The sequence below is a fragment of the Pseudomonas halotolerans genome, from assembly GCF_039581215.1.
In the GTDB taxonomy this organism is placed as follows: domain Bacteria; phylum Pseudomonadota; class Gammaproteobacteria; order Pseudomonadales; family Pseudomonadaceae; genus Aquipseudomonas; species Aquipseudomonas tehranensis.
The window spans coordinates 166,202-187,678 of the sequence record NZ_JBCNTJ010000002.1 but is presented as its reverse complement, the minus strand read 5'-3'; the positions used below and the strand labels follow the sequence as shown (position 1 = coordinate 187,678).

Genomic DNA, 21,477 nt, shown 5'->3' with positions numbered 1-21,477 from the left:
CATGCCTGCTATCCCTCTCGAGCATGGTCTGGCGGTTGCCGGCATCCTGTTCTGCCTCGGTCTGGTCGGCCTGATGGTCCGCCGTAACATTCTGTTCGTGCTGATGAGCCTGGAGGTCATGATGAATGCCTCCGCCCTGGCCTTCATCGTCGCGGGCGCTCGCTGGGCGCAGCCGGATGGACAAGTCATGTTCATCCTGGTGATCAGCCTGGCAGCCGCCGAGGCCAGTATCGGCCTGGCGATTCTGTTGCAGCTGTATCGCCGCTTCCACACTCTCGATATCGACGCTGCCAGCGAGATGCGCGGATGAACCTACTCTTTCTGACTTTCGTATTTCCCCTCATCGGTTTCCTGCTGCTGTCGTTCTCTCGTGGACGCTGGTCGGAAAACCTTTCGGCGCTGGTTGGCGTGGGGTCCATCGGCCTGTCTGCCATCGTCACGGCCTACGTGATCTGGCAGTTCAACGTCGCCCCGCCGGAAAGTGGCGCGTACGTGCAGGTGCTGTGGCAGTGGATGGCGGTGGAAGGCTTCACGCCGAACTTCGCCCTGTACCTGGATGGCCTGTCGGTGACCATGCTGGGCGTGGTGGTGGGCGTGGGTTTCCTGATCCACCTGTTCGCCTCCTGGTACATGCGCGGTGAAGCCGGTTACTCGCGCTTCTTCGCCTACACCAACCTGTTCATCGCCAGCATGCTGTTCCTGGTGCTCGGCGATAACCTGTTGTTCCTGTACTTCGGCTGGGAAGGCGTGGGCCTGTGCTCGTACCTGTTGATCGGTTTCTACTACAGCAACCGCAACAACGGTAACGCGGCGCTCAAGGCGTTCATCGTGACCCGGATCGGCGACGTGTTCATGGCCATCGGCCTGTTCATCCTGTTCCAGCAACTGGGCACGCTGAACATCCAGGAACTGCTGGTCCTGGCGCCGCAGAAGTTCCAGGCTGGCGACTTCTGGATGGTCCTGGCGACCCTGATGCTGCTGGGCGGCGCTGTCGGTAAATCCGCACAACTGCCGCTGCAGACCTGGCTCGCGGACGCGATGGCTGGCCCTACCCCGGTTTCGGCATTGATCCACGCCGCAACCATGGTGACCGCCGGTGTCTACCTGATCGCCCGTACCCACGGCTTGTTCGCCCTGGCGCCGGATATCCTGCACCTGGTGGGTATCGTCGGCGGTGTGACCCTGGTGCTGGCCGGTTTCGCCGCCCTGGTCCAGACCGACATCAAGCGGATCCTCGCCTACTCCACCATGAGCCAGATCGGCTACATGTTCCTGGCCCTGGGCGTCGGCGCCTGGGAAGGCGCGATCTTCCACCTGATGACCCACGCCTTCTTCAAGGCGCTGCTGTTCCTTGCTTCCGGTGCGGTGATCGTTGCCTGCCACCACGAGCAGAACATCTTCAAGATGGGTGGCCTGTGGAAGAAACTGCCGCTGGCCTACGCCAGCTTCATCGTCGGCGGCGCGGCCCTGGCGGCCCTGCCACTGGTCACCGCCGGTTTCTACTCCAAGGACGAGATCCTCTGGGAAGCGTTCGCCAGCGGTAACCAGGGTCTGCTCTACGCAGGCCTGGTGGGTGCATTCATGACCTCGCTGTACACCTTCCGCCTGATCTTCATCGCGTTCCACGGTGAAGCCAAGACCGAAGCCCACGCTGGCCACGGCATTGCCCACTGGCTGCCACTGTCGGTGCTGATCGTGCTGTCGACCTTCGTCGGCGCCATGATCACGCCACCGCTGGCCGATGTACTGCCGCAAAGCGTCGGCCATGCCGGCGGCGACGCCAAGCACAGCCTGGAAATCGCTTCGGGCGCCATAGCCCTGGCCGGTATCCTGCTGGCCGCCCTGCTGTTCCTGGGCAAACGTCGCTTCGTCACGGCGATCGCCAACAGCGGCATCGGGCGGTTCCTTTCGGCCTGGTGGTTCGCTGCCTGGGGCTTCGACTGGATCTACGACAAACTGTTCGTCAAGCCATACCTTGCGATCAGCCACATTCTGCGCAAAGACCCGCTCGACCAGACCATTGGCCTGATCCCGCGTATGGCCAAGGGCGGCCACACGGCCCTGAGCCGTACCGAGACCGGTCAACTGCGTTGGTATGCGGCTTCCATGGCGGCTGGCGCCGTGCTGGTTATCGGCGCCATCGTGCTGGTAGCGGTCTGATATGAACCTTGCGAACTTGCGAAAGGAAACGAGCCCGTCATGATTCTGCCCTGGCTAATCCTGATCCCCTTCATCGGCGGCCTGCTGTGCTGGATGGCGGAGCGTTCAAGCTCCACCCTCCCGCGCTGGATTGCGCTGCTGACCATGTCCCTGGAACTCGCACTCGGCCTCTGGCTCTGGGCGACCGGCGACTATTCATTTGCTCCGGCCCCTGGCGCCGATCCGACCTGGGCGCTTGAGTTCAAGCACATCTGGATCGAACGCTTCGGTATCAGCGTGCACCTGGCCCTCGACGGCCTGTCGCTGCTGATGATCCTGCTGACCGGCCTGCTGGGTATCCTCTCGGTCCTGTGCTCCTGGAAAGAGATCCAGCGTCACGTCGGTTTCTTCCACCTGAACCTGATGTGGATCCTGGGCGGTGTCGTCGGCGTGTTCCTGGCGCTGGACCTGTTCATGTTCTTCTTCTTCTGGGAAATGATGCTGGTGCCGATGTACTTCCTCATCGCGCTCTGGGGTCACAGTTCTTCGGACGGCAAGAAAACCCGGATCTACGCGGCGACCAAGTTCTTCATCTTCACCCAGGCTTCCGGCCTGATCATGTTGGTGGCGATCCTCGGTCTGGTGCTGGTCAACTTCAACAACACCGGCGTGATTACCTTCAACTACGCCGACCTGTTGAAAGTGCAGATGTCGCGCACCACCGAGTACGTGCTGATGCTGGGCTTCTTCATCGCCTTCGCGGTGAAGCTGCCGGTAGTGCCATTCCACTCCTGGCTGCCGGATGCGCACGCCCAGGCACCGACCGCCGGTTCCGTGGACCTGGCCGGTATCCTGCTCAAGACCGCCGCCTACGGCCTGCTGCGCTTCGCCCTGCCGCTGTTCCCCAACGCCTCGGCCGAGTTTGCGCCGATTGCCATGACCCTGGGTCTGATCGGGATTTTCTACGGTGCGTTCCTGGCGTTCGCCCAGACCGACATCAAGCGCCTGATCGCCTTCTCCAGCGTTTCGCACATGGGCTTTGTGCTGATCGGGATCTACTCCGGCAGCCAGTTGGCCCTGCAAGGCGCGGTGATCCAGATGCTGGCCCACGGCCTGTCGGCGGCGGCACTGTTTATCCTCAGCGGCCAGTTGTACGAGCGTCTGCACACTCGGGACATGCGTGAAATGGGCGGCATCTGGTCGCGCATCGCGTACCTGCCGGCCATCAGCCTGTTCTTCGCGGCGGCGTCCCTGGGCCTGCCGGGCACCGGTAACTTTGTCGGCGAGTTCCTGATCCTGATCGGCTCGTTCGTCAGCGCTCCATGGATCACCGCCATCGCTACGTCTGGCCTGGTGTTCGGTTCGGTCTACTCGCTGATCATGATCCACCGCGCCTACTTCGGCCCGACCAAGTCGGATGAAGTGCTGCGCGGCATGGACGGTCGCGAACTGATCATGGTGCTCGGCCTTGCGGTGCTGCTGGTTTACCTCGGCGTCTACCCGCAACCGTTCCTCGACACCTCTGCCGCCACGATGCATGGCGTGCAGCAGTGGCTCGGCACCGCCTTCTCTCAACTCGCTTCGGCCCGGTAAGAGCGCTATGGAATTCACGATTCAACACTTTATCGCGCTTGCGCCGCTGTTGATCACCAGCGCCACGATCATCGTGGTGATGCTGGCGATCGCCTGGCGCCGCAATCACTCACAGACCTTCCTGCTGTCGGTGGCGGGGCTGAACCTGGCCCTGCTGTCGATTCTGCCGGCCCTGAAAGTCGCGCCGCTGGCGGTCACGCCACTGGTGCAGATCGACAGCTTCGCCTGCCTGTACATGGCGCTGATCCTGGTCGCCACCCTCGCCTGCGTCACCCTCGCCCACGCCTACCTCGGCGATGGCGGTACGGGTTACCCGGGCAACCGTGAAGAACTGTATCTGCTGATCCTGATGGCCGCCGCCGGTGGCCTGGTCCTGGTCAGCGCACAGCACCTGGCCAGCCTGTTCATCGGCCTGGAGCTGCTGTCGGTGCCGGTCTACGGTCTGGTGGCCTATGCCTTCTTCAACAAGCGTTCCCTGGAAGCCGGCATCAAGTACATGGTGCTGTCGGCCGCCGGTTCCGCGTTCCTGTTGTTCGGCATGGCCTTGCTCTACGCCGAAGCCGGCACCTTGAGTTTCGTCGGCATCGGTCAGGCCCTGGCGACCACCGGCCTGCCGAGCCCGATCGCGCAACTGGGCCTGGGCATGATGCTGATCGGCCTGGCGTTCAAGCTGTCGCTGGTGCCTTTCCACCTCTGGACCCCGGACGTCTACGAAGGCGCCCCGGCGCCGGTGGCGGCGTTCCTGGCCACCGCGTCGAAAGTCGCGGTGTTCGCCGTGATGGTGCGGTTGTTCCAGATCTCGCCAGTGGCCAGCAGCGGTGTGATGAGCGACGTGCTGACCGTCATCGCCATCGCGTCGATCCTGTTCGGTAACCTGTTGGCGCTGACCCAGAGCAACCTCAAGCGTCTGCTGGGTTACTCGTCCATCGCCCACTTCGGTTACCTGTTGATCGCCCTGATCGCCAGCAAGGGTCTGGCGGTGGAAGCCATCGGCGTGTACCTGGTCACCTACGTGATCACCAGCCTCGGCGCCTTCGGCGTGATCACCCTGATGTCCTCGCCATACAATGGCCGCGACGCCGACGCCCTGTACGAATACCGCGGCCTGTTCTGGCGCCGTCCGTACCTGACCGCCGTGCTGACCGTGATGATGCTGTCCCTGGCCGGCATCCCGCTGACCGCCGGCTTCATCGGCAAGTTCTACATCATCGCCACCGGCGTCGAGGCGCACCAATGGTGGCTGGTCGGGTCCCTGGTGCTGGGCAGTGCTATCGGCGTGTTCTACTACCTGCGCGTCATGGTCACCCTGTACCTGATGGAACCGAACCTGCGTCGCCACGATGCCGAGCTGCACTGGGAACAGAAGGCAGGCGGCGTGATGCTGCTGGCCATCGCCGTACTGGCGTTCTTCCTCGGTGTGTACCCGCAGCCATTGCTGACGTTGGTCCAGCAGGCTGGCCTGACGGGCTGATCGCCCGAACGGTGTAGTCATCAAAAAATGCCCGTATCGCCAGATACGGGCATTTTTTTTGGGCTGTAGAAGTCGCCTGCGCCGGGCTATCCTGAGGCGCTTGAGCATAGACGACTGCAAGGGGAAAGGGTTTGGGCATGGACATCGATTGCGTGGTGGTGGGCGCTGGCGTGGTCGGGCTCGCCGTGGCTCGGGAACTGGCCCAGGCCGGTCACGAAGTGCTGTTGATCGAAGCCGGCGAAGCCATCGGCATGGGCACCAGCTCGCGCAATTCCGAAGTCATCCATGCCGGCATTTATTACCCTCCGGGGAGCCTCAAGGCGCAACTGTGCGTCGAGGGTCGCCAGCGGTTGTACGCGTATTGCGACAGTCACGGGGTCGCGACCCAAAGGCTTGGCAAATTGATCGTTGCCAAGGATCAGGTTCAGGTGGAGGGGCTCAAGGCCTTGCTTGAGCGAGGATTGAAGAACGGTGTCGACGACCTGCGTCTGCTCGATCAGCAGCAGGCCCAAGCGCTGGAACCGGCCCTGGCGTGTGTCGCCGCGCTGTATTCGCCTTCCACCGGTATCGTCGACGCCCATGCGCTGATGCTGGCGTTGCAGGGGGATGCCGAAGCGGCCGGTGCCGACATCGTATTCCACACGCCCTTGCTGAGGGCGCGGACCCTCACCGGTGGTTTCATGCTGCAATTGGGTGGTACGGCGCAGATGAGTCTGTCCTGCCGTCGCCTGATCAATGCGGCCGGCCTCCAGGCGCCCGCCCTCGCCCGCGGTATCGAAGGCCTGGCGCCGCACTCGGTGCCCCGCGATTATTTGTGCAAGGGCAACTACTTCAGCCTGACCGGACGCGCGCCTTTCCGGCATCTGATCTACCCCGCTCCGGAAGCTGCCGGCCTTGGCATCCACATGACCCTGGATTTGGCGGGCCAGGCCCGGTTCGGTCCGGACACCGAGTGGATCGAGCGCGAGGACTACCGTGTGGACCCGGCCCGGGCCGAGGCCTTTTACCCGGCGATTCGCAATTACTGGCCTGACTTGCCGGACCAAAGCCTGCAACCGGGTTATAGCGGCATCCGTCCGAAAATTTCCGGCCCCGACGAGCCCGCCCGCGACTTCCTCATCAGCGGCCCCGCCGAGCATCAGGTCCCGGGGCTGATCAATCTGTTCGGGATCGAATCGCCCGGGCTGACTTCATGCCTGGCGCTTGCCGGGCGGGTGCGGCAACTGATGGTTTAGCGGTTGGGGCAGCGCAAAGTGCAATGCATTTTTTCCTGCCCTCATGCAGGCTGCACGACGAGCTAAATACAGACTTATATAACCTGTTGTTTGTAAAAGACTTTGCAAAAAACCTTGGCTGGCACGGCTGATGCAATTTCCCTGGAACGCGGCGCAGCGCTTGAAGCCGGCCCGCATCCGTGAATTGCCAGGAGCTACTTATGAACGCCATCGACCTGTTGAAAGCCGACCATGAACGCGTCAAGGCCATCCTTGCCCAGCTGAGCGAATCAACCAGCCGCGGCATCAAGAAACGCACCGACCTGTTGGCGAAACTGGAAATGGAAATTTCCATTCATACCCGACTCGAAGAAGAAATTCTCTATCCGGCCTACAAGCAGGCTGGCGGCAAGGAGCAGGCCGAGATGTACTACGAGGCCAAGGAAGAGCACCGCACGGTCGACTCGCTGGTGCTGCCGGACCTGAAGAACACTGACCCGTCCACGCCAGAATTTGCCGGCCGGGTGAAAGTGGTCAAAGAGTTGCTGGAGCACCATATCGAAGAAGAAGAAACCGAGATGTTCCCTCAAGCCAAAAAACTGCTGGGTAAAGCGACGCTGGAGTCGTTGGGCGAGCAGATGGAGGCCATGAAGGCGCAGTACAAGAAAGAAATGAGTGGTTCCAGCCTGGCCGCCTGATCAGGCATTGCTTGATGCGTTCAGCCGTTTACCACGGTTGAACGCAGCCGGGCAGCTCACTGCATCTGTTCACGCAAGAACTCCACCAACGCCTGCACAGGGCGTGAACTTTGCCGATGTTGCGGATAGACCGCCGACAGCGCCAACGCCTCTGTCTCGAAGCCTTCGAGCACCTTGATCAATCGACCGTCCTTCAATGCATCACCAACAATGAATGTCGGCAGGTACGTGATGCCCATGCCGGCGACAGCCGCATCCCTGAGCAAATCGCCGTTATTGGCGCGCATACGCCCCGCGACCTCCAGGGTCAGCGGTTTGCTGCCTCCACCGAACCGCCATTGCACCTGACGGCTATGCCCGTAGGGCAGGCAATCGTGATTGCGCAGGTCTTCCGGTCGTTCGGGTGTGCCGCGTTGCGCCAGATAGGCGGGGCTGGCGCAGTACACCCGCTCGATGGTCGCGATGCGCCGGGCGATCAACGTCGAATCCTCCAGCACACCAATGCGCAGCGCGATGTCGTAGCCTTCCCCCAGCAGGTCAACCGAGCGGTCACTCAAATCCACCTCGACACTCACCTCCCGATGGCGCTGCAAGAACAGCGGTAACAGGCTGCCCAGGTGCGCGACCGCGAACGACAGCGGTGCGCTGAGACGAATGGTGCCGCGCGGCTCGCTGGTCTGGCCGCTGATGCCCTGCTCCACCTGTTCGACTTCACTGAGCAGGCGCAGCGCTGCTTCGTAATAGCGCTGGCCCAGCGGGGTCACATCCAGCCGGCGTGTCGAGCGATTGAGCAAACGCACGCCCAGACGCTGTTCCAGCTCCATGAGCTTGCGGCTGACGAACTGCTTGGACAGCCCGAGCTTTTCCGCCGCCGCGGTGAAACTGCCCGACTCCATGACCTGGGCAAAAATGCGCATTTCTTCGAAGGGGTTCATTGTCATTCCAGGGTGGACAGTCAGGATGTTCTGGTGGGTATTGTGGATAGGGGGAGACAGGTTGCATAGAGGGTGAAGGTGCCGCCGTCATCGCGAGCAAGCTTTGCTCCCACAGGAATCTGTAGTCACCCTGGATAAATGTGGGAGCGAGCCTGCTCGCGATGACGGCGACTCAGCTTGCCGAAAAGTGGATGCCGGGCGCAAAAACGCCCGCACAAGGCGGGCGTCATCCAGCAGCAGCCACGGCGCTTACTTGGCAGTCAGTGCCGAATAGCTGTTCATCAGGTTGCGGTAGTTCGGAATCCGCTGGGACAGCAGATTGCCCAAGCCCTCGATGTCGTTGCGCCAGTCACGGTGCAGCTCACAGGCCACCGAGAACCAGTTCATCATCTGCGCGCCGGCTGCAGTCATGCGCACCCAAGCCGCCTGTTGCACGGTTTCGTTGAACGTACCCGACGCGTCGGTGACGACAAACACGTCGAAACCTTCGGCCAACGCCGACAGCGTCGGGAATGCCACGCAGACGTCGGTGACCACGCCAGCAATGATCAGTTGCTTGCGGCCGGTGGCCTTGATCGCCTTGACGAAGTCTTCATTGTCCCAGGCATTGATCTGGCCCGGGCGCGGGATGTACGGCGCGTCCGGGAACATTTCCTTGAGCTCCGGCACGATCGGGCCGTTAGGGCCCTGTTCGAAGCTGGTGGTCAGGATGGTAGGCAGTTCGAAAAACTTCGCCAGGTCAGCCAAGGCCAGCACGTTGTTCTTGAACTCGTTGGGCGAAAAGTCCTGGACCAGGGAAATCAGGCCGGTCTGGTGATCGACCAGCAGAACGACCGCGTCGTCCTTGTTCAGGCGGTTGTAAGCGGGAACGTTGCTCATGGGATGACTCCTTTGGGTTGGATGCTATGAAACCTGTAGGAGCGGGCTTGCTCGCGAAGCGGTGGATCAGCTTGCGATGCTGTCGAAGGTACCGACGCATTCGCGAGCAAGCCCGCTCCCACAGGGGGAATATGTTTGTCAGTCAGAAGGCAAAGCAGGAGCAGCCAAATGCGCCCCAGAAACCCTGAAAATCGCTGACCGGAACGTTCGACAGCCGCGCCCGTTCATGGCTATGGGCGTGCACCGTGCACGGACCGCTGCACTGGTGGACCTGCGCCTGCAACGGTGAAGTCGGGCGCCAGTGACCAGGCACCTTGACCACCGGCGACCAGTCCGGGAGCACCGGCACACTGGCGGGGCCGAGTTTTTCGAAGTCGCCGGCGGCGTACACCACCTTGCCGTCGACCACCGTCAGCACGGACTCGATCCACTTGATGGCCTCTTCCTCGACGCTGAAGAAATCCGCACTCAGCGCCGCCAGGTCCGCCAGTTGTCCCACCTTGATCTGGCCTTTCTTGCCCTGCTCCGAGGAGAACCAGGCGCTGCCATGGGTGAACAGTTCCAGCGCGGTCAGGCGCGGCAGCCCCTCTTCGTGCAGTGCCAAACCGCCGACGGTGCGGCCGCTGACCATCCAGTACAACGAAGTCCAGGGGTTGTAGCTCGACACCCGGGTGGCGTCGGTGCCGGCACCCACCGGCACGCCTTCGGCCAGCATGCGCTTGATCGGCGGCGTGGCTTCAGCGGCCTTGGCACCGTAGCGGTCGACGAAATACTCACCTTGGAAGGCCATGCGGTCCTGGATCGCAATGCCGCCACCCAGCGCCCGAACCCGCTCAATGTTCTTCGGCGTGATGGTCTCGGCATGGTCGAAGAACCACGGCAGGCCGTTGAACGGAATGTCGCGGTTGACCTTCTCGAATACGTCGAGCATGCGGCTGATGGACTCGTCGTAGGTGGCATGCAGGCGGAACGGCCAGCGCTGCTCCACCAGGTGCCGAACCACCGGTTCCAAGTCTTGTTCCATGCCCGCTGGCAGGTCCGGGCGCGGTTCGAGGAAATCTTCAAAATCCGCCGCCGAAAACACCAACATCTCACCCGCGCCGTTGTGCCGCAGGAAGTCATCGCCCTGGTGCAGCTTGACGCTGCCGGTCCAGTTCTTGAAGTCGGTGAGTTCTTCCTTGGGCTTCTGGGTGAACAGGTTGTAGGCGATGCGCACCGTCAACTGCTGCTCGCGCGCCAACTGCTCGATCACCGCGTAATCATCCGGGTAATTCTGGAAGCCGCCGCCGGCATCGATGGCGCTGGTCAGGCCCAGGCGATTGAGTTCACGCATGAATTGGCGCGTGGAGTTGACCTGGTACTCCAAAGGCAGCTTCGGCCCCTTGGCCAAGGTCGAGTAAAGGATCATTGCGTTGGGCCGCGCCACCAGCATGCCGGTGGGTTCGCCCTTACTGTCGCGCACGATCTCGCCGCCCGGCGGGTTGGGCGTGTCGCGGGTGTAGCCGGCCACTCGCAAGGCTGCGCGGTTGAGCAAGGCACGGTCATACAGATGCAAGACGAACACTGGCGTATCGGGAGCGGCCTGGTTGAGTTCTTCCAGGGTCGGCATGCGTTTTTCGGCAAACTGGAATTCGTTCCAGCCACCCACCACCCGCACCCACTGTGGCGTTGGCGTGCGGTCGGCCTGGTCCTTGAGCATGCGCAGGGCATCGGCCAGGGACGGCACGCCTTCCCAGCGCAGTTCCAGGTTGTAGTTCAGGCCACCACGGATCAGGTGCAAGTGCGAGTCATTGAGCCCGGGGATGACGGTACGGCCCTTGAGGTCGATGACTTGGGTGCCGCTGCCGCGCAGGGCCATGGCCTCGGCGTCGGTCCCTACCGCGACGAAGCGCCCCTGGCTGATGGCGACCGCACTGGCGCGGGGCTTCTCACGGTCAACGGTATGGAACTGGCCATTGAATAGAATCAGATCGGCGTTCATCGGATGTCCTTTGGCAATGGATGTGCGAACACATCAAGAGTAAATACAGTCCGTGGCGAGGGAGCTTGCTCCCGCTCGGGCGCGCAGCGGCCGCTCTTTTTGGGCCGCTTAGCAGCCCAGCGGGAGCAAGCTCCCTCGCCACAACAATGTTTGTCACAACAGCTCGGCGCTGCTTAGGGCTCCAGGTGTTCGTGGGTTTGGGAGGCTTCCAGCCACGGCGCGAACAGGCGGGTCGCCAGCGGCATGCACACGTACACCACCGACAGCACGATGGTCAGGGTGATCAGAAACGTGGCGACTACGTAGTTGGAAAGAAATGCGTGCAGTTGCAGCAAAGGTCCCCAGATCAGCGGCACCAGCAAGGTGTGGGGCAGGATGACCAACAGCGTCACCACCGCCTGTTTCCAGCGTGGCGGGGGGATGGAGGCATCCGCCAACGGCGCGAACCAGAACTCCTTGTGGGGGGCGACTTCGGTCTGGTCGCCATCGGCCAGCAGCGGCGCGGCTTCTTCCACCAACTCGCGGCGCTGGGGCGAATCCAGCCAGCGTTGCATCGCCTCGGTGGAGCAGAAACGCAGCACGCAGGTAAACAGCGACAACCCGCCCAGCTTGCCCCGCACCACATCCACACCCAGGTGCCCAGGCCACTGAGCGGCCACCCGCACGGTGCGGCGCAACCAGGCCTCATAAGCCGCGTCCTGGCCGGACTTGATCCGGTGCTTGATCACCAGGGTGACAATTTCATCAAAGCCAGGTTTTGCAGGGTCGCGGGTGGAATCAACGGTTTGAGGTTCAGACATGACGTAGCACTCCAACAAAACGCGTGTTCATCGCCAGCCGTCCAGGCCCGGCAATCAACACGCTGGTAAATACAATCAGCAGCAACCAGCCGAACTGCCCTTCTTCCAGGGTCCACTGCGGGTGTACCACCACCAGCGCGACGGCCAGCAGAAACAGGATGGGCACGCACGCCAGACGCACGAGGACCCCGGCCATGATCAACAGGGGGCAAAACACTTCGGCGAAAATCGCCAGCATCAGGGTTGGCGCGGCGCCCAGGTGAAACGGGTCCTCGATACGGGTCAGCTCAACGCTGTAATGCAACAGCTTGGGCAGCCCGTGGACCCACAGTAAAAACAGCCCACCGCTCAGGCGCAGGAACAGCAAACCCAGATCCTGCAGGGAACGTTCATCCACGATGTTCATCGGTGAACTCCCTCCGGGTTGGCGGCGGCCGGCAACGGTTGAGACATATGGGTGGCAATGCGCGAGCGCAGCCAGCGCTCGGCCGGATCGTTGTCATGCACACCGCTCCAAACCATCGACAACTCGGCGGCATTGATCTGGAACGGCGGATCCTCCGCGCGCAGCGCGCAACCTTCCACCAGCGCACAGGCGGCGTAGTCAGGCACGGTGGCGATCAGTTCGGTGCCTGCCAGCAAGGCTCGCAGACCGCTGAACTGCGGCACCGCCAACACCACTTTGCGCGTTCGACCGATGCGGGCCAGGTCCAGGTCAATGTTGCCGCTCAGGTCGCCCGAAAACGAAACCATGGCATGGGGCCGCGCGCAGTATTCGTCCAGGGTCAGCGGCCCAGGGCGCTGGTCGCCGCGCAAGACCTTGCAGGGAATGTCGCGCAGTTTCTTGCGCTTGGCATTGGCCGGCAGGTCGGTGGTGTAACTCACGCCGACGCTGATTTCGCCGCTGGCCAGCAGCGACGACATCAGCAGAAAATTGGCCCGGCGCACCACCACGATGATGCCGGGGGCCTCTTCGCGCAATTGACTGAGCAAGGGTGGGAACAAGCCGAACTCGGCATCATCGGACAAGCCGATGCGGAACACGTCGCAACTGGTAGAGGGATCGAAAGCCTTGGCTCGGCTGACCGCGCCCGAGATCGTATCCATCGCCGGTTGCAGTTCCCGCAGGATCGCCAGGGCCCGCGGCGTCGGCTCCATGCCGCGACCGTTGCGGATCAGCAGCGGATCGTCAAACAGGTCCCGCAAGCGTCCCAGCGCCGCGCTCACCGCCGGCTGGCCCATGAACAGTTTTTCGGCGACACGGGTCAGATTCTTCTCGAACATCAGCGCCTCGAAGATCACCAGCAGGTTCATGTCGAGGCGGCGCAAGTCATTGCGGTTCATGGGTGTTGTTCCTGTTGAATGCCAATCCTGTGGAAGCGGGCTTGCTCGCGAAAGCGGTGGGTCAGTGAACACTTATGTCGAATGTGCCACCGCATTCGCGGGCAAGCCCGCTCCCACAGGTTAGTACTTGATCAACCCTGGATGAACGCCAGCAGGTCCGCATTCAGGCGGTCCTTGTGGGTATCGGTCAGGCCATGCGGCGCGCCGGGGTAGATCAGCAACTGCGAGTTCTTGAGCAACTTGGCGGCGGCGATGCCCGCGGTTTCGATCGGGACCACCTGATCATCATCGCCATGGACCACCAAGGTCGGCACATCGATATGGCGCAGGTCTTCGGACAGATCCGTCTCCGAGAACGCCTTGATGCAGTCGTAGGTGTTCTTGTGCCCGGCGAGCATGCCCTGCATCCAGAACCAGTCGATCATGCCCTGGGAGACCTTCGCGCCCGGCCGGTTGGCACCGAAGAACGAACTGGCCACTTCTTTGTATAGCTGAGAACGGTCAACCAGGGAGGCCTGGCGGAAACCGTCGAACACCTGTACGGGCAAGCCACCCGGGTTGGCCGGGGTCTTGAGCATTAACGGGGTCACCGCCGAAATCAGCCCGAGTTTGGCGACGCGGGCGGCACCATGACGACCCATGTAGCGGGCGACTTCGCCACCGCCGGTGGAGAAGCCCAGCAGCACCGCATCCTTGAGGTCCAGCCGCTCGATCAGCTCGGCCAGGTCATCGGCGTAGGTGTCCATGTCGTTGCCGTCCCAAGGCTGGCTGGAGCGCCCGTGCCCGCGGCGGTCATGGGCGATCACGCGGTAACCGTTGGACGCCAGGAACATCATCTGCGCCTCCCAACTGTCCGAGTTCAACGGCCAGCCATGGCTGAAGACCACCGGTTGACCACTGCCCCAATCCTTGTAGTAAATCTCGGTGCCGTCGCGGGTGATGAAGGTGCTCATGACGTGATTCCTTGAGATGAGTGGATGGCTCAATGGTCCGGTCAGAGGGGGCATGGGTGTGAGTTAAACGTTGTTAATTTTTTTGGAACCGGCGTGTTAAGCCGCGATGAAGACTGCTTTTTGTGGCGAGGGGATTTATCCCCGCTGGACTGCAAAGCAGTCCCGAGACTGACACCTGGGTGTGTCAGATTCATGGGGGATTGGGCTTCTGGGGCCGCTTCGCGACCCAGCGGGGATAAATCCCCTCACCACAAGGTTCAAGCAACCAGAGGGCTGTGTGTTTGCCAGTGAGAAGGCTCTTCACCGTTGCGCTTGAAACAAAACCTGAGGAATATGCTCGGGAAAAGTCGATGCACCGGGACCAGAACATTGAGAGCAACATGAGCCAGTACCTCAACCTGCCTGTCGAACAGACGGTGCATTTCGGCCCTTACCGCGTCCATCCTCGTCAGCGGCTGGTGCTGGAGGCAGGGCAGCCTTTGCGCCTGGGGCGGCGGGCGGTGGAGATTCTGCTGGTGTTGCTCGAACACGCCGGGCACGTGGTGAGCAAGCAGGAACTGATGGCCCGTGTCTGGCCCAAGAGCGTGGTGGAAGACACCAACCTGCGGGTGCACGTGGCGGCGCTGCGCAAGGCCCTGGGAGACGGCCAGCACGGGCAGCGCTACATCATCACTGTGGCGCAGCGCGGTTACAGTTTCGTCGCACCGGTGTCCCTGGAGCCGGTGGAGCAACTGGCGAGCATCCCTCACCCTTCCCTGGCCCACAACCTGCCGCCACGCCGCACCCGGCTGATCGGACGCCAGGGTCTGGTGGAAAACCTGGTGGCCCAGCTGCCGCGAAAACGCTTCATCACCCTGGTGGGGACCGGCGGGATCGGTAAGACCACCGTCGCCTTACGTGTCGCTGAGCGGCTGATCGGTCACTACCGCGATGGCGCCTACCTGTTGGACCTGGCGTCGCTCAACGACCCGTGCATGATCGCCCCGAACCTGTGTGCGTTGCTGGACCTGCCACTGCATGAAGGCGACCCGCTGGACACCATCACCCGGCGACTCAAGGAACAACACCTGCTGCTGGTGATCGATAATTGCGAGCACCTGATCGATGCCATCGCCCAGCTCAGTGAAACCCTGCTGCGCGGGGCGCCCCACTTGCATATCCTGGCCACCAGCCGCGAAAGCCTGCGGGCCGAAGGTGAACATGTGCAGCATCTGGATTCCCTGGCGTTCCCACCTTGGGAGATGCTCATCGAGGGTTATCCGGCCCTGGAGTTCCCGGCGCTGCAACTGTTCGCCGAACGGGCAATGGCCAGTCATGACAGCTTCGAGCTGACGGACCAGGACATACCGTTGGTGGTCGACATCTGCCGGCGGCTGGACGGAATTCCCCTGGCCATCGAACTGGCCGCCGGACAGATCGGTGTGTTCGGACTGGAGGAACTTCACCGGCAACTGCAAGACAGCGTCGCCCTGCTCCACAACGACACCCATGCCGCCGCACCGCGCCAGCAAACCCTGCGTGCCACGCTGGACTGGAGTTTTGCGCTGCTCACCGCCTGCGAGCAAACCTGCCTGCGACGGCTGGCGGTGTTCATGGGCAGCTTCAACCTGGCGTCGGCCGCGGCGGTGATCGTGGGGCAATATATCGCGCCGGACCAGGTGCTGATGTCGATCAGCCAATTGGTCGCCAAATCGTTGCTCAACGTCGAGGTCGGCGATGAAGAGGTGCGTTATCGCCTGCTGGATACCACTCGCAGCTATGCCCTGGAAAAACTGGCTGAAGCCGGGGAGCTGGCTGCCAGCCACCAGCGTCATGCTGAACGCTGCCTGACGCTCATGGAGCAGGCCGAAAAAGACTGGGAAACGACCCCCGCGCGGCAGTGGATCGCCCGCTACGCCACCTACCGTGACGACATCCGCGCCGCGCTCGACCGGGGGTTGAGCCCGCAGGGCTCGCACACAGTGGCGATCCGCCTGACCGCCCGCACCCTGCCCCTCTGGCAGGAGTTGTCGCTGCTTAGGGAGCACGGGCTGTACGTGAGCAAGGCGCGGGCGTTATTGCGCCAAAGTCCGGCGCCTTGCCCGCGGTTGACCCTCGCCCTGGAACTGGCCCATGCCAGTTTCAATTACCATACCCAAGGCGGTACGCCGGCCACTGTCGACGCCTTCATCACGGCCCGGCGTCTGGCGCAACAATGCCAGGACCTGGCCGGCGAGCTGCGCGCCGTGTCCGGGCTCATGACCGTTAACCTCAGCGGCGGCAACTACCAGCAGGCGCAGGAACAAAGCCTGGATTTCGACCGATTGGGCGTGCATGGCGACCCGACTCTGTCCTTGAGTACCCAACGCCTGCGAGTCCTGGCGCAACATTTCACGGGTGACCAGACGGCCGCCCGGCGTGATGCCGAGCAAGTGATCCAGCGCCTGGCCCAGAGCGGCCACCTCAGCCGTTTCTCCCACGGCTTCGGCGTGCAATACGATCAAAGCGTGGCGGCACTGACCGTTCTGGCGCGCATTCTCTGGCTGCAAGGCTTTGCCGAGAAAGCCCGGCGCACCGCCGACCTTGCGCTGCAGATTGCCTTGCAGATCAACCACGGCATCTCGATCTGCTACACCTTGGCGCTGAGCGGTTGTGTGATAGCGCACTACAACGGCGATCATTCACGCGCCCGGGAAAGGCTCGAACTGTTGAAGCACCAGGCGAAAAAACATTCGGTCATGCTGTTCCATGACTGGGCCAGCCACTATGCCCGCGCTTTCGATGACGAAACCCAGGAAGCAAGTTCGACCAACGCCGGACTGATCCAGGACATCGTCGTCACCCTGCGCATCGATTGCGTCAGCCAGGCACAGGTCGAGCGCGCCCGCAACGGTGCGGCAGGCTGGTGTACGGCGGAGATCCTGCGGGCCGAGGCCGAAGCCTTGCTGGCGCAGAACGACCCCGCCCTTGAGCGCTGCGCCGAAGAGCAACTGCTGAGCGCCCTGGCGGTGGCCCGGCGGCAAAATGCCTTGGCCTGGGAATTGCGCAGCGCCATGTCCCTGGCCCGGCTGTGGCAACGCCGGGGTATGGACCATGCCGCCCAGGATCTGCTCAGGCCGGTCTATCGACGTTTCAGCGAAGGCTTCGACACCCCCGACCTACAGCAAGCTGGCGCGCTCCTGCAAAAACTGGCCCGACGGCTGGGGCCTTGAACGACGGACCTCCCAAGCTTCTTGCAGTGCGTGGCGCCGGTTGAAAACAGCCCACTGACCACTGCGCCGCAATTTTTCCAGGGCATAGGCGCGAGTGGTGTGAAGCAAGTGGAACCGAGCCCCGTCCACGCACTGCTCGACCATGACCAGCGATTGGTTCGCCAGCCGTGACAGCAGACCAGGCAATTGCCCGGCCTCCAACTCGGCACAACTGATGACGGCCAGCGCCGCCTTGAGCGTAAACGGCCCATCGAACACGGCCAGGCGCTGGAACACGGCTTGCTCATCGTCACTCAAGCGCTCGAAGCTCCAGTCCAGCATGGCCTCCAGGCTTCGATGGCGCGCCACAGCCGTACGGCGCCCCTGGTTCAAGCGTGACAGCCCACAATCCAACTGTTCCAAGACCCCCGCCACGCCCAACACACCCACCTGGGCCGCCGCCAGTTCCAGCGCCAGCGGCAACCCGTCCAGGCGTTGGCAGATCTGGGCCATCGCCACCAGCTCGCGGTCATTGGGTTTGAAAGCCTGCTGCCGGGCCACGACCTGATCGATCAACAACTGCACCGCCGGACACGCCAATATCTGGTGGGCCGGCTCACAGGACGAGGCCACTGTCAGCCCCGGCAGTTGTACGACACTCTCATCGGGCAGATTCAGGGGCTCGCGACTGCTGAACAACAGCCAGACCTGCGGGGCCGATGCGCCCACCCTCTGGGCCAGATCCCGGCAGGCGTCGAGCAGATGATCGCCGCCATCGAGCACCAGCAACATCCGCCGCGATTTCAGTTGCTGGCTCAAGGTTCCGTGTCCCAGACCCAGGGTGCGGGTTATCTGTGCCGCCACCTGCGACGGCTCGCTGAGGGCGGACAAGTCCACAAACCAGGCACCGTCGTCAAAGTGTTCCAGCAACAGTTCGGCCACCCGCAACACCACGGTGGACTTACCGACCCCACCCGGGCCGGTCACGGTGGTCAGGCGCTGACGGGGTATTTCTCTGAGCAACCGCCCCAGCACTTTGTCGCGACCGATCACCGGGCTCAGGCGCGCAGGCAGGTTGTGCCGCTCGACCGGCTGCTCGACGCAGGCTGCCACGGGCGCGGCAAAGCAATAGCCTTGCCGGGGATGATTGAGGATGTAGCGAAAACCGTCCGCCGAGTCACCAAAAGCCCGCCGCAGCGCCGCGATGTGCACCCGCAGGTTGATGTCTTCCACCACGCTGTCAGGCCAGACGCGGGCGATAAGTGCTTGCTTGCTGACGAAGTGGCCGGCGTTCTCCAGCAATACTTGAAGAATGTCCACGGCGCGGCCACCCAATGCCAGGGACTCGCCGCCACGAGTGACCAGTCGCTGCTGTCGGTTAAAGATAAACGGGCCGAAGCACACCGCTGGCTCGGTGTCGGGTTTGACGAAACTGTTCATGGGCAATCCAGCGCCGGATAACCATCGCGGGCATGACACTGCGGCGAGCCGAACGCGTCTGCCCTGGCTCCTGCGCATCCTTTCCAGAGGGTTCGCCGTTATCTTGGCAGCCACCGTTCAGAGGACAATGCTGGCACAGGGCGCATCACGGACATTGCGGTGCCCTGGACGGACATCGACGGCTCAACTGAACTGCTGTCGATACTGCACCGGGGTCAAGCCGAGCTTCTCACTGAACAGCAGACGCATGTGCCGCACGCTGCCGAAGCCGCTGCGAAACGCCACGGTCTTGAGGGGCAAATCCGTGGATTCCAGTAACTGGCGGGCCCGGTCGATGCGCGCGCCTTGCAGGAACTCCATGGGCGTCATCTTCACTTCGCGAACGAACATCCTGGCGAAATGGCGCGAACTCATGGCGGCGATCGCGGCCATGCGTTCGATGGTAAAAGGCTCCTCCAGGTGCTCCATCACATGATGCTGCACCCGGGTAATGGCAGACTCTTGAGCCGCCACCGCCGCCACCAGCGGGCTGAACTGCGCCTGCCCGCCCTGGCGTTTCATCACCACCAGCAACACTTTGGCCACATCCAGCGCGACTTTGCGACCATGGTCCTGAGCGACGATGGACAGCGCCAGATCGATGCCGGCGGTCACACCGCCGGAGGTGATCAAGCGTCGATCCTGCAGGAAAATTTTGTCGGTCTCCACCCGTGCCTTGGGGAAACGCTGGATCAGGCGTTCGGTGTAGTGCCAATGGGTGGTGACGCGATAGCCGTCAAGCAGCCCCGCCTCTCCTAGCACAAATACGCCGGTGCAAATGGACCCGTAGCGCGTGGCCCGCGGCGCTGCCGCGCGCAACCAGGTGTGCAATCCCGGATGCTGGTCGTTATAGGCGCCCGGCCCACCCGGCACCAGCAACACGTCGTAGGCCGCCCAGGCCTGGTCGATGTGGATATCGGCCTGGACCGCCACGCCGTTGGACGCTCGCAACGCACCGCGTTCGGTTCCCAGGGTCAGCAATTGATAACGAAGATCGGGTTCAAGGTAACGATTGGCGATGGAAAACACTTCAAGAGGCCCGGCCATGTCGAGCAATAAAAAATCCGGAAACAACACCATTGCAACGGTTTTCATCGAAAATACGCCAAAATATTCAAAGGCCTTAGCGCCACAAACCCACATTATGTCGAAGCCAGACGCCTGCTGGTAGCAGCCTCTATTGTCCACTCATAACGGACAGTCTTTCGTTTTTTACCTGCTTATTGAACCACTCAATAACCATTAACCTTCTTCTGAACCTGGCGAACGCCCACCGCCGCCGCCCATACCCATCAGGAGAGCTACCATGCTGACCCTTCGCAAAGCTTCAGACCGCGGCATCGCCCGCCACGGCTGGCTGACCTCGTTCCATACCTTTTCCTTTGCCAGCTACCGCAACGTCAATGAGCAAGGCTTCTCCGACCTGCTGGTCATCAACGACGACCGGGTCGCAGCGGCCAAGGGTTTCGGCCAGCATCCGCATCGGGACATGGAGATTTTTTCCTATGTACTTGAAGGCGCTCTGGAGCATAAGGACACCTTGGGTACCGGCTCAGTCATTCGCCCCGGTGATGTCCAACTGATGAGCGCCGGCAGCGGCGTGGCCCATAGCGAGTTCAACCACAGCGCCGAGGAGTTGGTGCACTTCCTGCAAATCTGGATCGTGCCCAACGTCAGTGGCGCCACACCGCGCTATCAACAGGAGCACTTCAGCGCCGAACAGAAACGGGGTCGCTTGCAATTGATCATTTCCCCTGACGGCGCCAACGGCTCGCTCCAGGTGCGCCAGGACGCGCGGGTCTATGCCGGGCTGTTCGACGGCAAGGAAAACGCCACCCTGACATTGGCACCTGATCGTTATGCCTACGTGCATGTGGCCCGTGGCAGCGTCGAGCTCAATGGGGTGCCCTTACAGGAAGGGGATGGCGTGCGGGTGCGCGAGGAACAGGTGCTGACATTAAGCAACGGTCAGGATGCCGAGGTCCTGGTGTTTGACCTGCGCCCACAGGAACTGCCGCAAATGCCCTGACCGATTGTATTGTCGCGGCTATAACGCTTGAGAGATCGGCGCGAAAAGCGTCTAAAAAAACTCGGGCAATCTGCCGCAATTCAGCTTTGCTGTTCTAAGCGCGCGCATGGGATCCAAGGTTCGCCGGCCTTTCTTCCATGCGCTCTTAGCGTTTGCGGGAAAAAAGCCTGGAGAAGTTCCCGGCCCATTGCTTTTTCAGACCAATGGTGGGCGATGCCATCACTCTGTGATATTGACTGAATGTTACAAGCCAAGCAAAATGATCTCACTTGGCCATTAACATCCCCTTGGCTTCTGCTTATTTCATGGAAGAAAGTATGAGAACGGTTATTTCCATCGTTGCACTATCCATTGCGTGCGGTGCCACTGCGGACGTCCAGACCATTGCCTACCAATACGATGATTCAGATGCTGAATACACCATCGTCTCGTTCATAGAAACCGGTTCATCCATCCAGGCCACATTGCAAAGATCGGGCACTTACTTCACCAACTATACAAAGTTGGACATCGATTGCGACTCCCGCAATGTTCGCCACATGGGGATGTACAACAGCCTCGATAGCCTGGAAAAAGCTCAGTTCGACCAGATGGAAGGTCGTATCGTTGAAGGCTCGATAGCCGATGAGGTTGGCAAAGTGCTGTGTAAGGGCACAACCATGACTGCCTCGCAGGCTGCCTCGCAAACTGACAAGCTGCCTGCCGAAGAACTGCCAGACGATAAAACCTGATTCCACGTCATCGGTCTGCCGTGCTCCCTGCAACCTGCGCGAACGCCCTACGTTAGCGCGG

18 protein-coding genes are annotated in these 21,477 nt (G+C 62.0%); 9 read left to right on the top strand and 9 right to left on the bottom strand.

The window, feature by feature from the left end:
- The first annotated feature begins 1 nt into the window (after nucleotide 1).
- From nuoK to AAIS01_RS03245, 6 genes are all read left to right on the top strand, one after another.
- Nucleotides 2–310: an NADH-quinone oxidoreductase subunit NuoK gene (gene nuoK, locus AAIS01_RS03270; protein ID WP_044463936.1), complete on the top strand. Its 309-nt coding sequence runs from the start codon at nucleotides 2–4 to the stop codon at nucleotides 308–310.
- Nucleotides 307–2,160, top strand: coding sequence for an NADH-quinone oxidoreductase subunit L (gene nuoL / locus AAIS01_RS03265; RefSeq protein WP_343467785.1), 1,854 nt, complete (start codon nucleotides 307–309; stop codon nucleotides 2,158–2,160). Before nuoK ends, nuoL begins: the two co-directional genes overlap by 4 nt.
- Before the next feature lie 39 nt (nucleotides 2,161–2,199).
- Nucleotides 2,200–3,732 (top strand): NADH-quinone oxidoreductase subunit M, encoded by a 1,533-nt coding sequence (gene nuoM, locus AAIS01_RS03260; protein WP_047227741.1) that lies wholly within the window; start codon nucleotides 2,200–2,202, stop codon nucleotides 3,730–3,732.
- A 7-nt stretch (nucleotides 3,733–3,739) separates the two neighbouring features.
- A complete protein-coding gene (gene nuoN / locus AAIS01_RS03255; protein ID WP_343467784.1) occupies nucleotides 3,740–5,203 on the top strand; it encodes an NADH-quinone oxidoreductase subunit NuoN in 1,464 nt (487 codons plus the stop codon).
- A gap of 131 nt (nucleotides 5,204–5,334) precedes the next feature.
- Complete coding sequence (locus tag AAIS01_RS03250) at nucleotides 5,335–6,438, top strand: NAD(P)/FAD-dependent oxidoreductase (RefSeq protein WP_343467782.1); 1,104 nt, start codon at nucleotides 5,335–5,337, stop codon at nucleotides 6,436–6,438.
- Nucleotides 6,439–6,638: 200 nt separating this feature from the next.
- Nucleotides 6,639–7,115: a PA2171 family ribosome-binding persister protein gene (locus tag AAIS01_RS03245; RefSeq protein ID WP_343467781.1), complete on the top strand. Its 477-nt coding sequence runs from the start codon at nucleotides 6,639–6,641 to the stop codon at nucleotides 7,113–7,115.
- A gap of 56 nt (nucleotides 7,116–7,171) precedes the next feature.
- Here the strand turns inward: AAIS01_RS03245 and AAIS01_RS03240 are convergent, their stop codons facing one another.
- From AAIS01_RS03240 to AAIS01_RS03210, 7 genes are all read right to left on the bottom strand, one after another.
- Entirely contained in the window at nucleotides 7,172–8,050 is an 879-nt protein-coding gene (locus AAIS01_RS03240) for a LysR family transcriptional regulator (protein WP_343467780.1), read from the bottom strand.
- Between the two features lie 249 nt (nucleotides 8,051–8,299).
- Entirely contained in the window at nucleotides 8,300–8,929 is a 630-nt protein-coding gene (ycaC, locus tag AAIS01_RS03235; RefSeq protein WP_014337664.1) for an isochorismate family cysteine hydrolase YcaC, read from the bottom strand.
- Nucleotides 8,930–9,071: 142 nt separating this feature from the next.
- Entirely contained in the window at nucleotides 9,072–10,910 is a 1,839-nt protein-coding gene (locus AAIS01_RS03230) for an amidohydrolase (RefSeq protein ID WP_092399217.1), read from the bottom strand.
- Between the two features lie 173 nt (nucleotides 10,911–11,083).
- Nucleotides 11,084–11,710 carry an antibiotic biosynthesis monooxygenase gene (locus AAIS01_RS03225; RefSeq protein ID WP_343467779.1) on the bottom strand — a complete coding sequence of 209 codons (627 nt, stop codon included), beginning with the start codon at nucleotides 11,708–11,710 and terminating at the stop codon, nucleotides 11,084–11,086.
- Nucleotides 11,703–12,116, bottom strand: a complete 414-nt coding sequence (locus tag AAIS01_RS03220) for a DoxX family protein (protein ID WP_343467778.1) — start codon at nucleotides 12,114–12,116, stop codon at nucleotides 11,703–11,705. The genes AAIS01_RS03225 and AAIS01_RS03220 overlap by 8 nt, the downstream gene beginning before the upstream one ends.
- Nucleotides 12,113–13,054, bottom strand: coding sequence for a LysR family transcriptional regulator (locus AAIS01_RS03215; protein WP_343467777.1), 942 nt, complete (start codon nucleotides 13,052–13,054; stop codon nucleotides 12,113–12,115). The genes AAIS01_RS03220 and AAIS01_RS03215 overlap by 4 nt, the downstream gene beginning before the upstream one ends.
- A gap of 131 nt (nucleotides 13,055–13,185) precedes the next feature.
- Nucleotides 13,186–14,007, bottom strand: coding sequence for an alpha/beta fold hydrolase (locus tag AAIS01_RS03210; RefSeq protein ID WP_343467776.1), 822 nt, complete (start codon nucleotides 14,005–14,007; stop codon nucleotides 13,186–13,188).
- 380 nt (nucleotides 14,008–14,387) lie between these two features.
- Between AAIS01_RS03210 and AAIS01_RS03205 the strand changes: the two genes are divergently transcribed.
- A complete protein-coding gene (locus AAIS01_RS03205; RefSeq protein WP_343467775.1) occupies nucleotides 14,388–17,198 on the top strand; it encodes an ATP-binding protein in 2,811 nt (936 codons plus the stop codon).
- Here the strand turns inward: AAIS01_RS03205 and AAIS01_RS03200 are convergent.
- Both AAIS01_RS03200 and AAIS01_RS03195 read right to left on the bottom strand, forming a co-directional pair.
- A complete protein-coding gene (locus AAIS01_RS03200; RefSeq protein ID WP_343467774.1) occupies nucleotides 17,145–18,617 on the bottom strand; it encodes an ATP-binding protein in 1,473 nt (490 codons plus the stop codon). The two genes, AAIS01_RS03205 and AAIS01_RS03200, sit on opposite strands and share 54 nt — an antisense overlap.
- A 183-nt stretch (nucleotides 18,618–18,800) precedes the next feature.
- The gene (locus AAIS01_RS03195; RefSeq protein ID WP_092399232.1) at nucleotides 18,801–19,751 is read right to left on the bottom strand and encodes a GlxA family transcriptional regulator; all 951 of its coding nucleotides are present in this window, start codon (nucleotides 19,749–19,751) and stop codon (nucleotides 18,801–18,803) included.
- A gap of 211 nt (nucleotides 19,752–19,962) precedes the next feature.
- On the opposite strand from AAIS01_RS03195, the gene AAIS01_RS03190 reads away from it, so the two are divergent.
- Nucleotides 19,963–20,685, top strand: coding sequence for a pirin family protein (locus AAIS01_RS03190; RefSeq protein WP_343467773.1), 723 nt, complete (start codon nucleotides 19,963–19,965; stop codon nucleotides 20,683–20,685).
- Between the two features lie 269 nt (nucleotides 20,686–20,954).
- Nucleotides 20,955–21,416 (top strand): hypothetical protein, encoded by a 462-nt coding sequence (locus tag AAIS01_RS03185; protein WP_343467772.1) that lies wholly within the window; start codon nucleotides 20,955–20,957, stop codon nucleotides 21,414–21,416.
- Nucleotides 21,417–21,477: the final 61 nt, after the last annotated feature.

Excerpts from the sequence above, each read along its gene's own strand:
- nuoK (WP_044463936.1), top strand. The coding sequence starts at position 2 with ATGCCTGCTATCCCTCTCGAGCATGGTCTGGCGGTTGCCGGCATCCTG.
- nuoL (WP_343467785.1), top strand. The coding sequence starts at position 307 with ATGAACCTACTCTTTCTGACTTTCGTATTTCCCCTCATCGGTTTCCTG.
- nuoM (WP_047227741.1), top strand. The coding sequence starts at position 2,200 with ATGATTCTGCCCTGGCTAATCCTGATCCCCTTCATCGGCGGCCTGCTG.
- nuoN (WP_343467784.1), top strand. The coding sequence starts at position 3,740 with ATGGAATTCACGATTCAACACTTTATCGCGCTTGCGCCGCTGTTGATC.
- AAIS01_RS03245 (WP_343467781.1), top strand. The coding sequence starts at position 6,639 with ATGAACGCCATCGACCTGTTGAAAGCCGACCATGAACGCGTCAAGGCC.
- AAIS01_RS03240 (WP_343467780.1), bottom strand. The coding sequence starts at position 8,050 with ATGAACCCCTTCGAAGAAATGCGCATTTTTGCCCAGGTCATGGAGTCG.
- ycaC (WP_014337664.1), bottom strand. The coding sequence starts at position 8,929 with ATGAGCAACGTTCCCGCTTACAACCGCCTGAACAAGGACGACGCGGTC.
- AAIS01_RS03230 (WP_092399217.1), bottom strand. The coding sequence starts at position 10,910 with ATGAACGCCGATCTGATTCTATTCAATGGCCAGTTCCATACCGTTGAC.
- AAIS01_RS03225 (WP_343467779.1), bottom strand. The coding sequence starts at position 11,710 with ATGTCTGAACCTCAAACCGTTGATTCCACCCGCGACCCTGCAAAACCT.
- AAIS01_RS03220 (WP_343467778.1), bottom strand. The coding sequence starts at position 12,116 with ATGAACATCGTGGATGAACGTTCCCTGCAGGATCTGGGTTTGCTGTTC.
- AAIS01_RS03215 (WP_343467777.1), bottom strand. The coding sequence starts at position 13,054 with ATGAACCGCAATGACTTGCGCCGCCTCGACATGAACCTGCTGGTGATC.
- AAIS01_RS03210 (WP_343467776.1), bottom strand. The coding sequence starts at position 14,007 with ATGAGCACCTTCATCACCCGCGACGGCACCGAGATTTACTACAAGGAT.
- AAIS01_RS03205 (WP_343467775.1), top strand. The coding sequence starts at position 14,388 with ATGAGCCAGTACCTCAACCTGCCTGTCGAACAGACGGTGCATTTCGGC.
- AAIS01_RS03200 (WP_343467774.1), bottom strand. The coding sequence starts at position 18,617 with ATGAACAGTTTCGTCAAACCCGACACCGAGCCAGCGGTGTGCTTCGGC.
- AAIS01_RS03195 (WP_092399232.1), bottom strand. The coding sequence starts at position 19,751 with ATGAAAACCGTTGCAATGGTGTTGTTTCCGGATTTTTTATTGCTCGAC.
- AAIS01_RS03190 (WP_343467773.1), top strand. The coding sequence starts at position 19,963 with ATGCTGACCCTTCGCAAAGCTTCAGACCGCGGCATCGCCCGCCACGGC.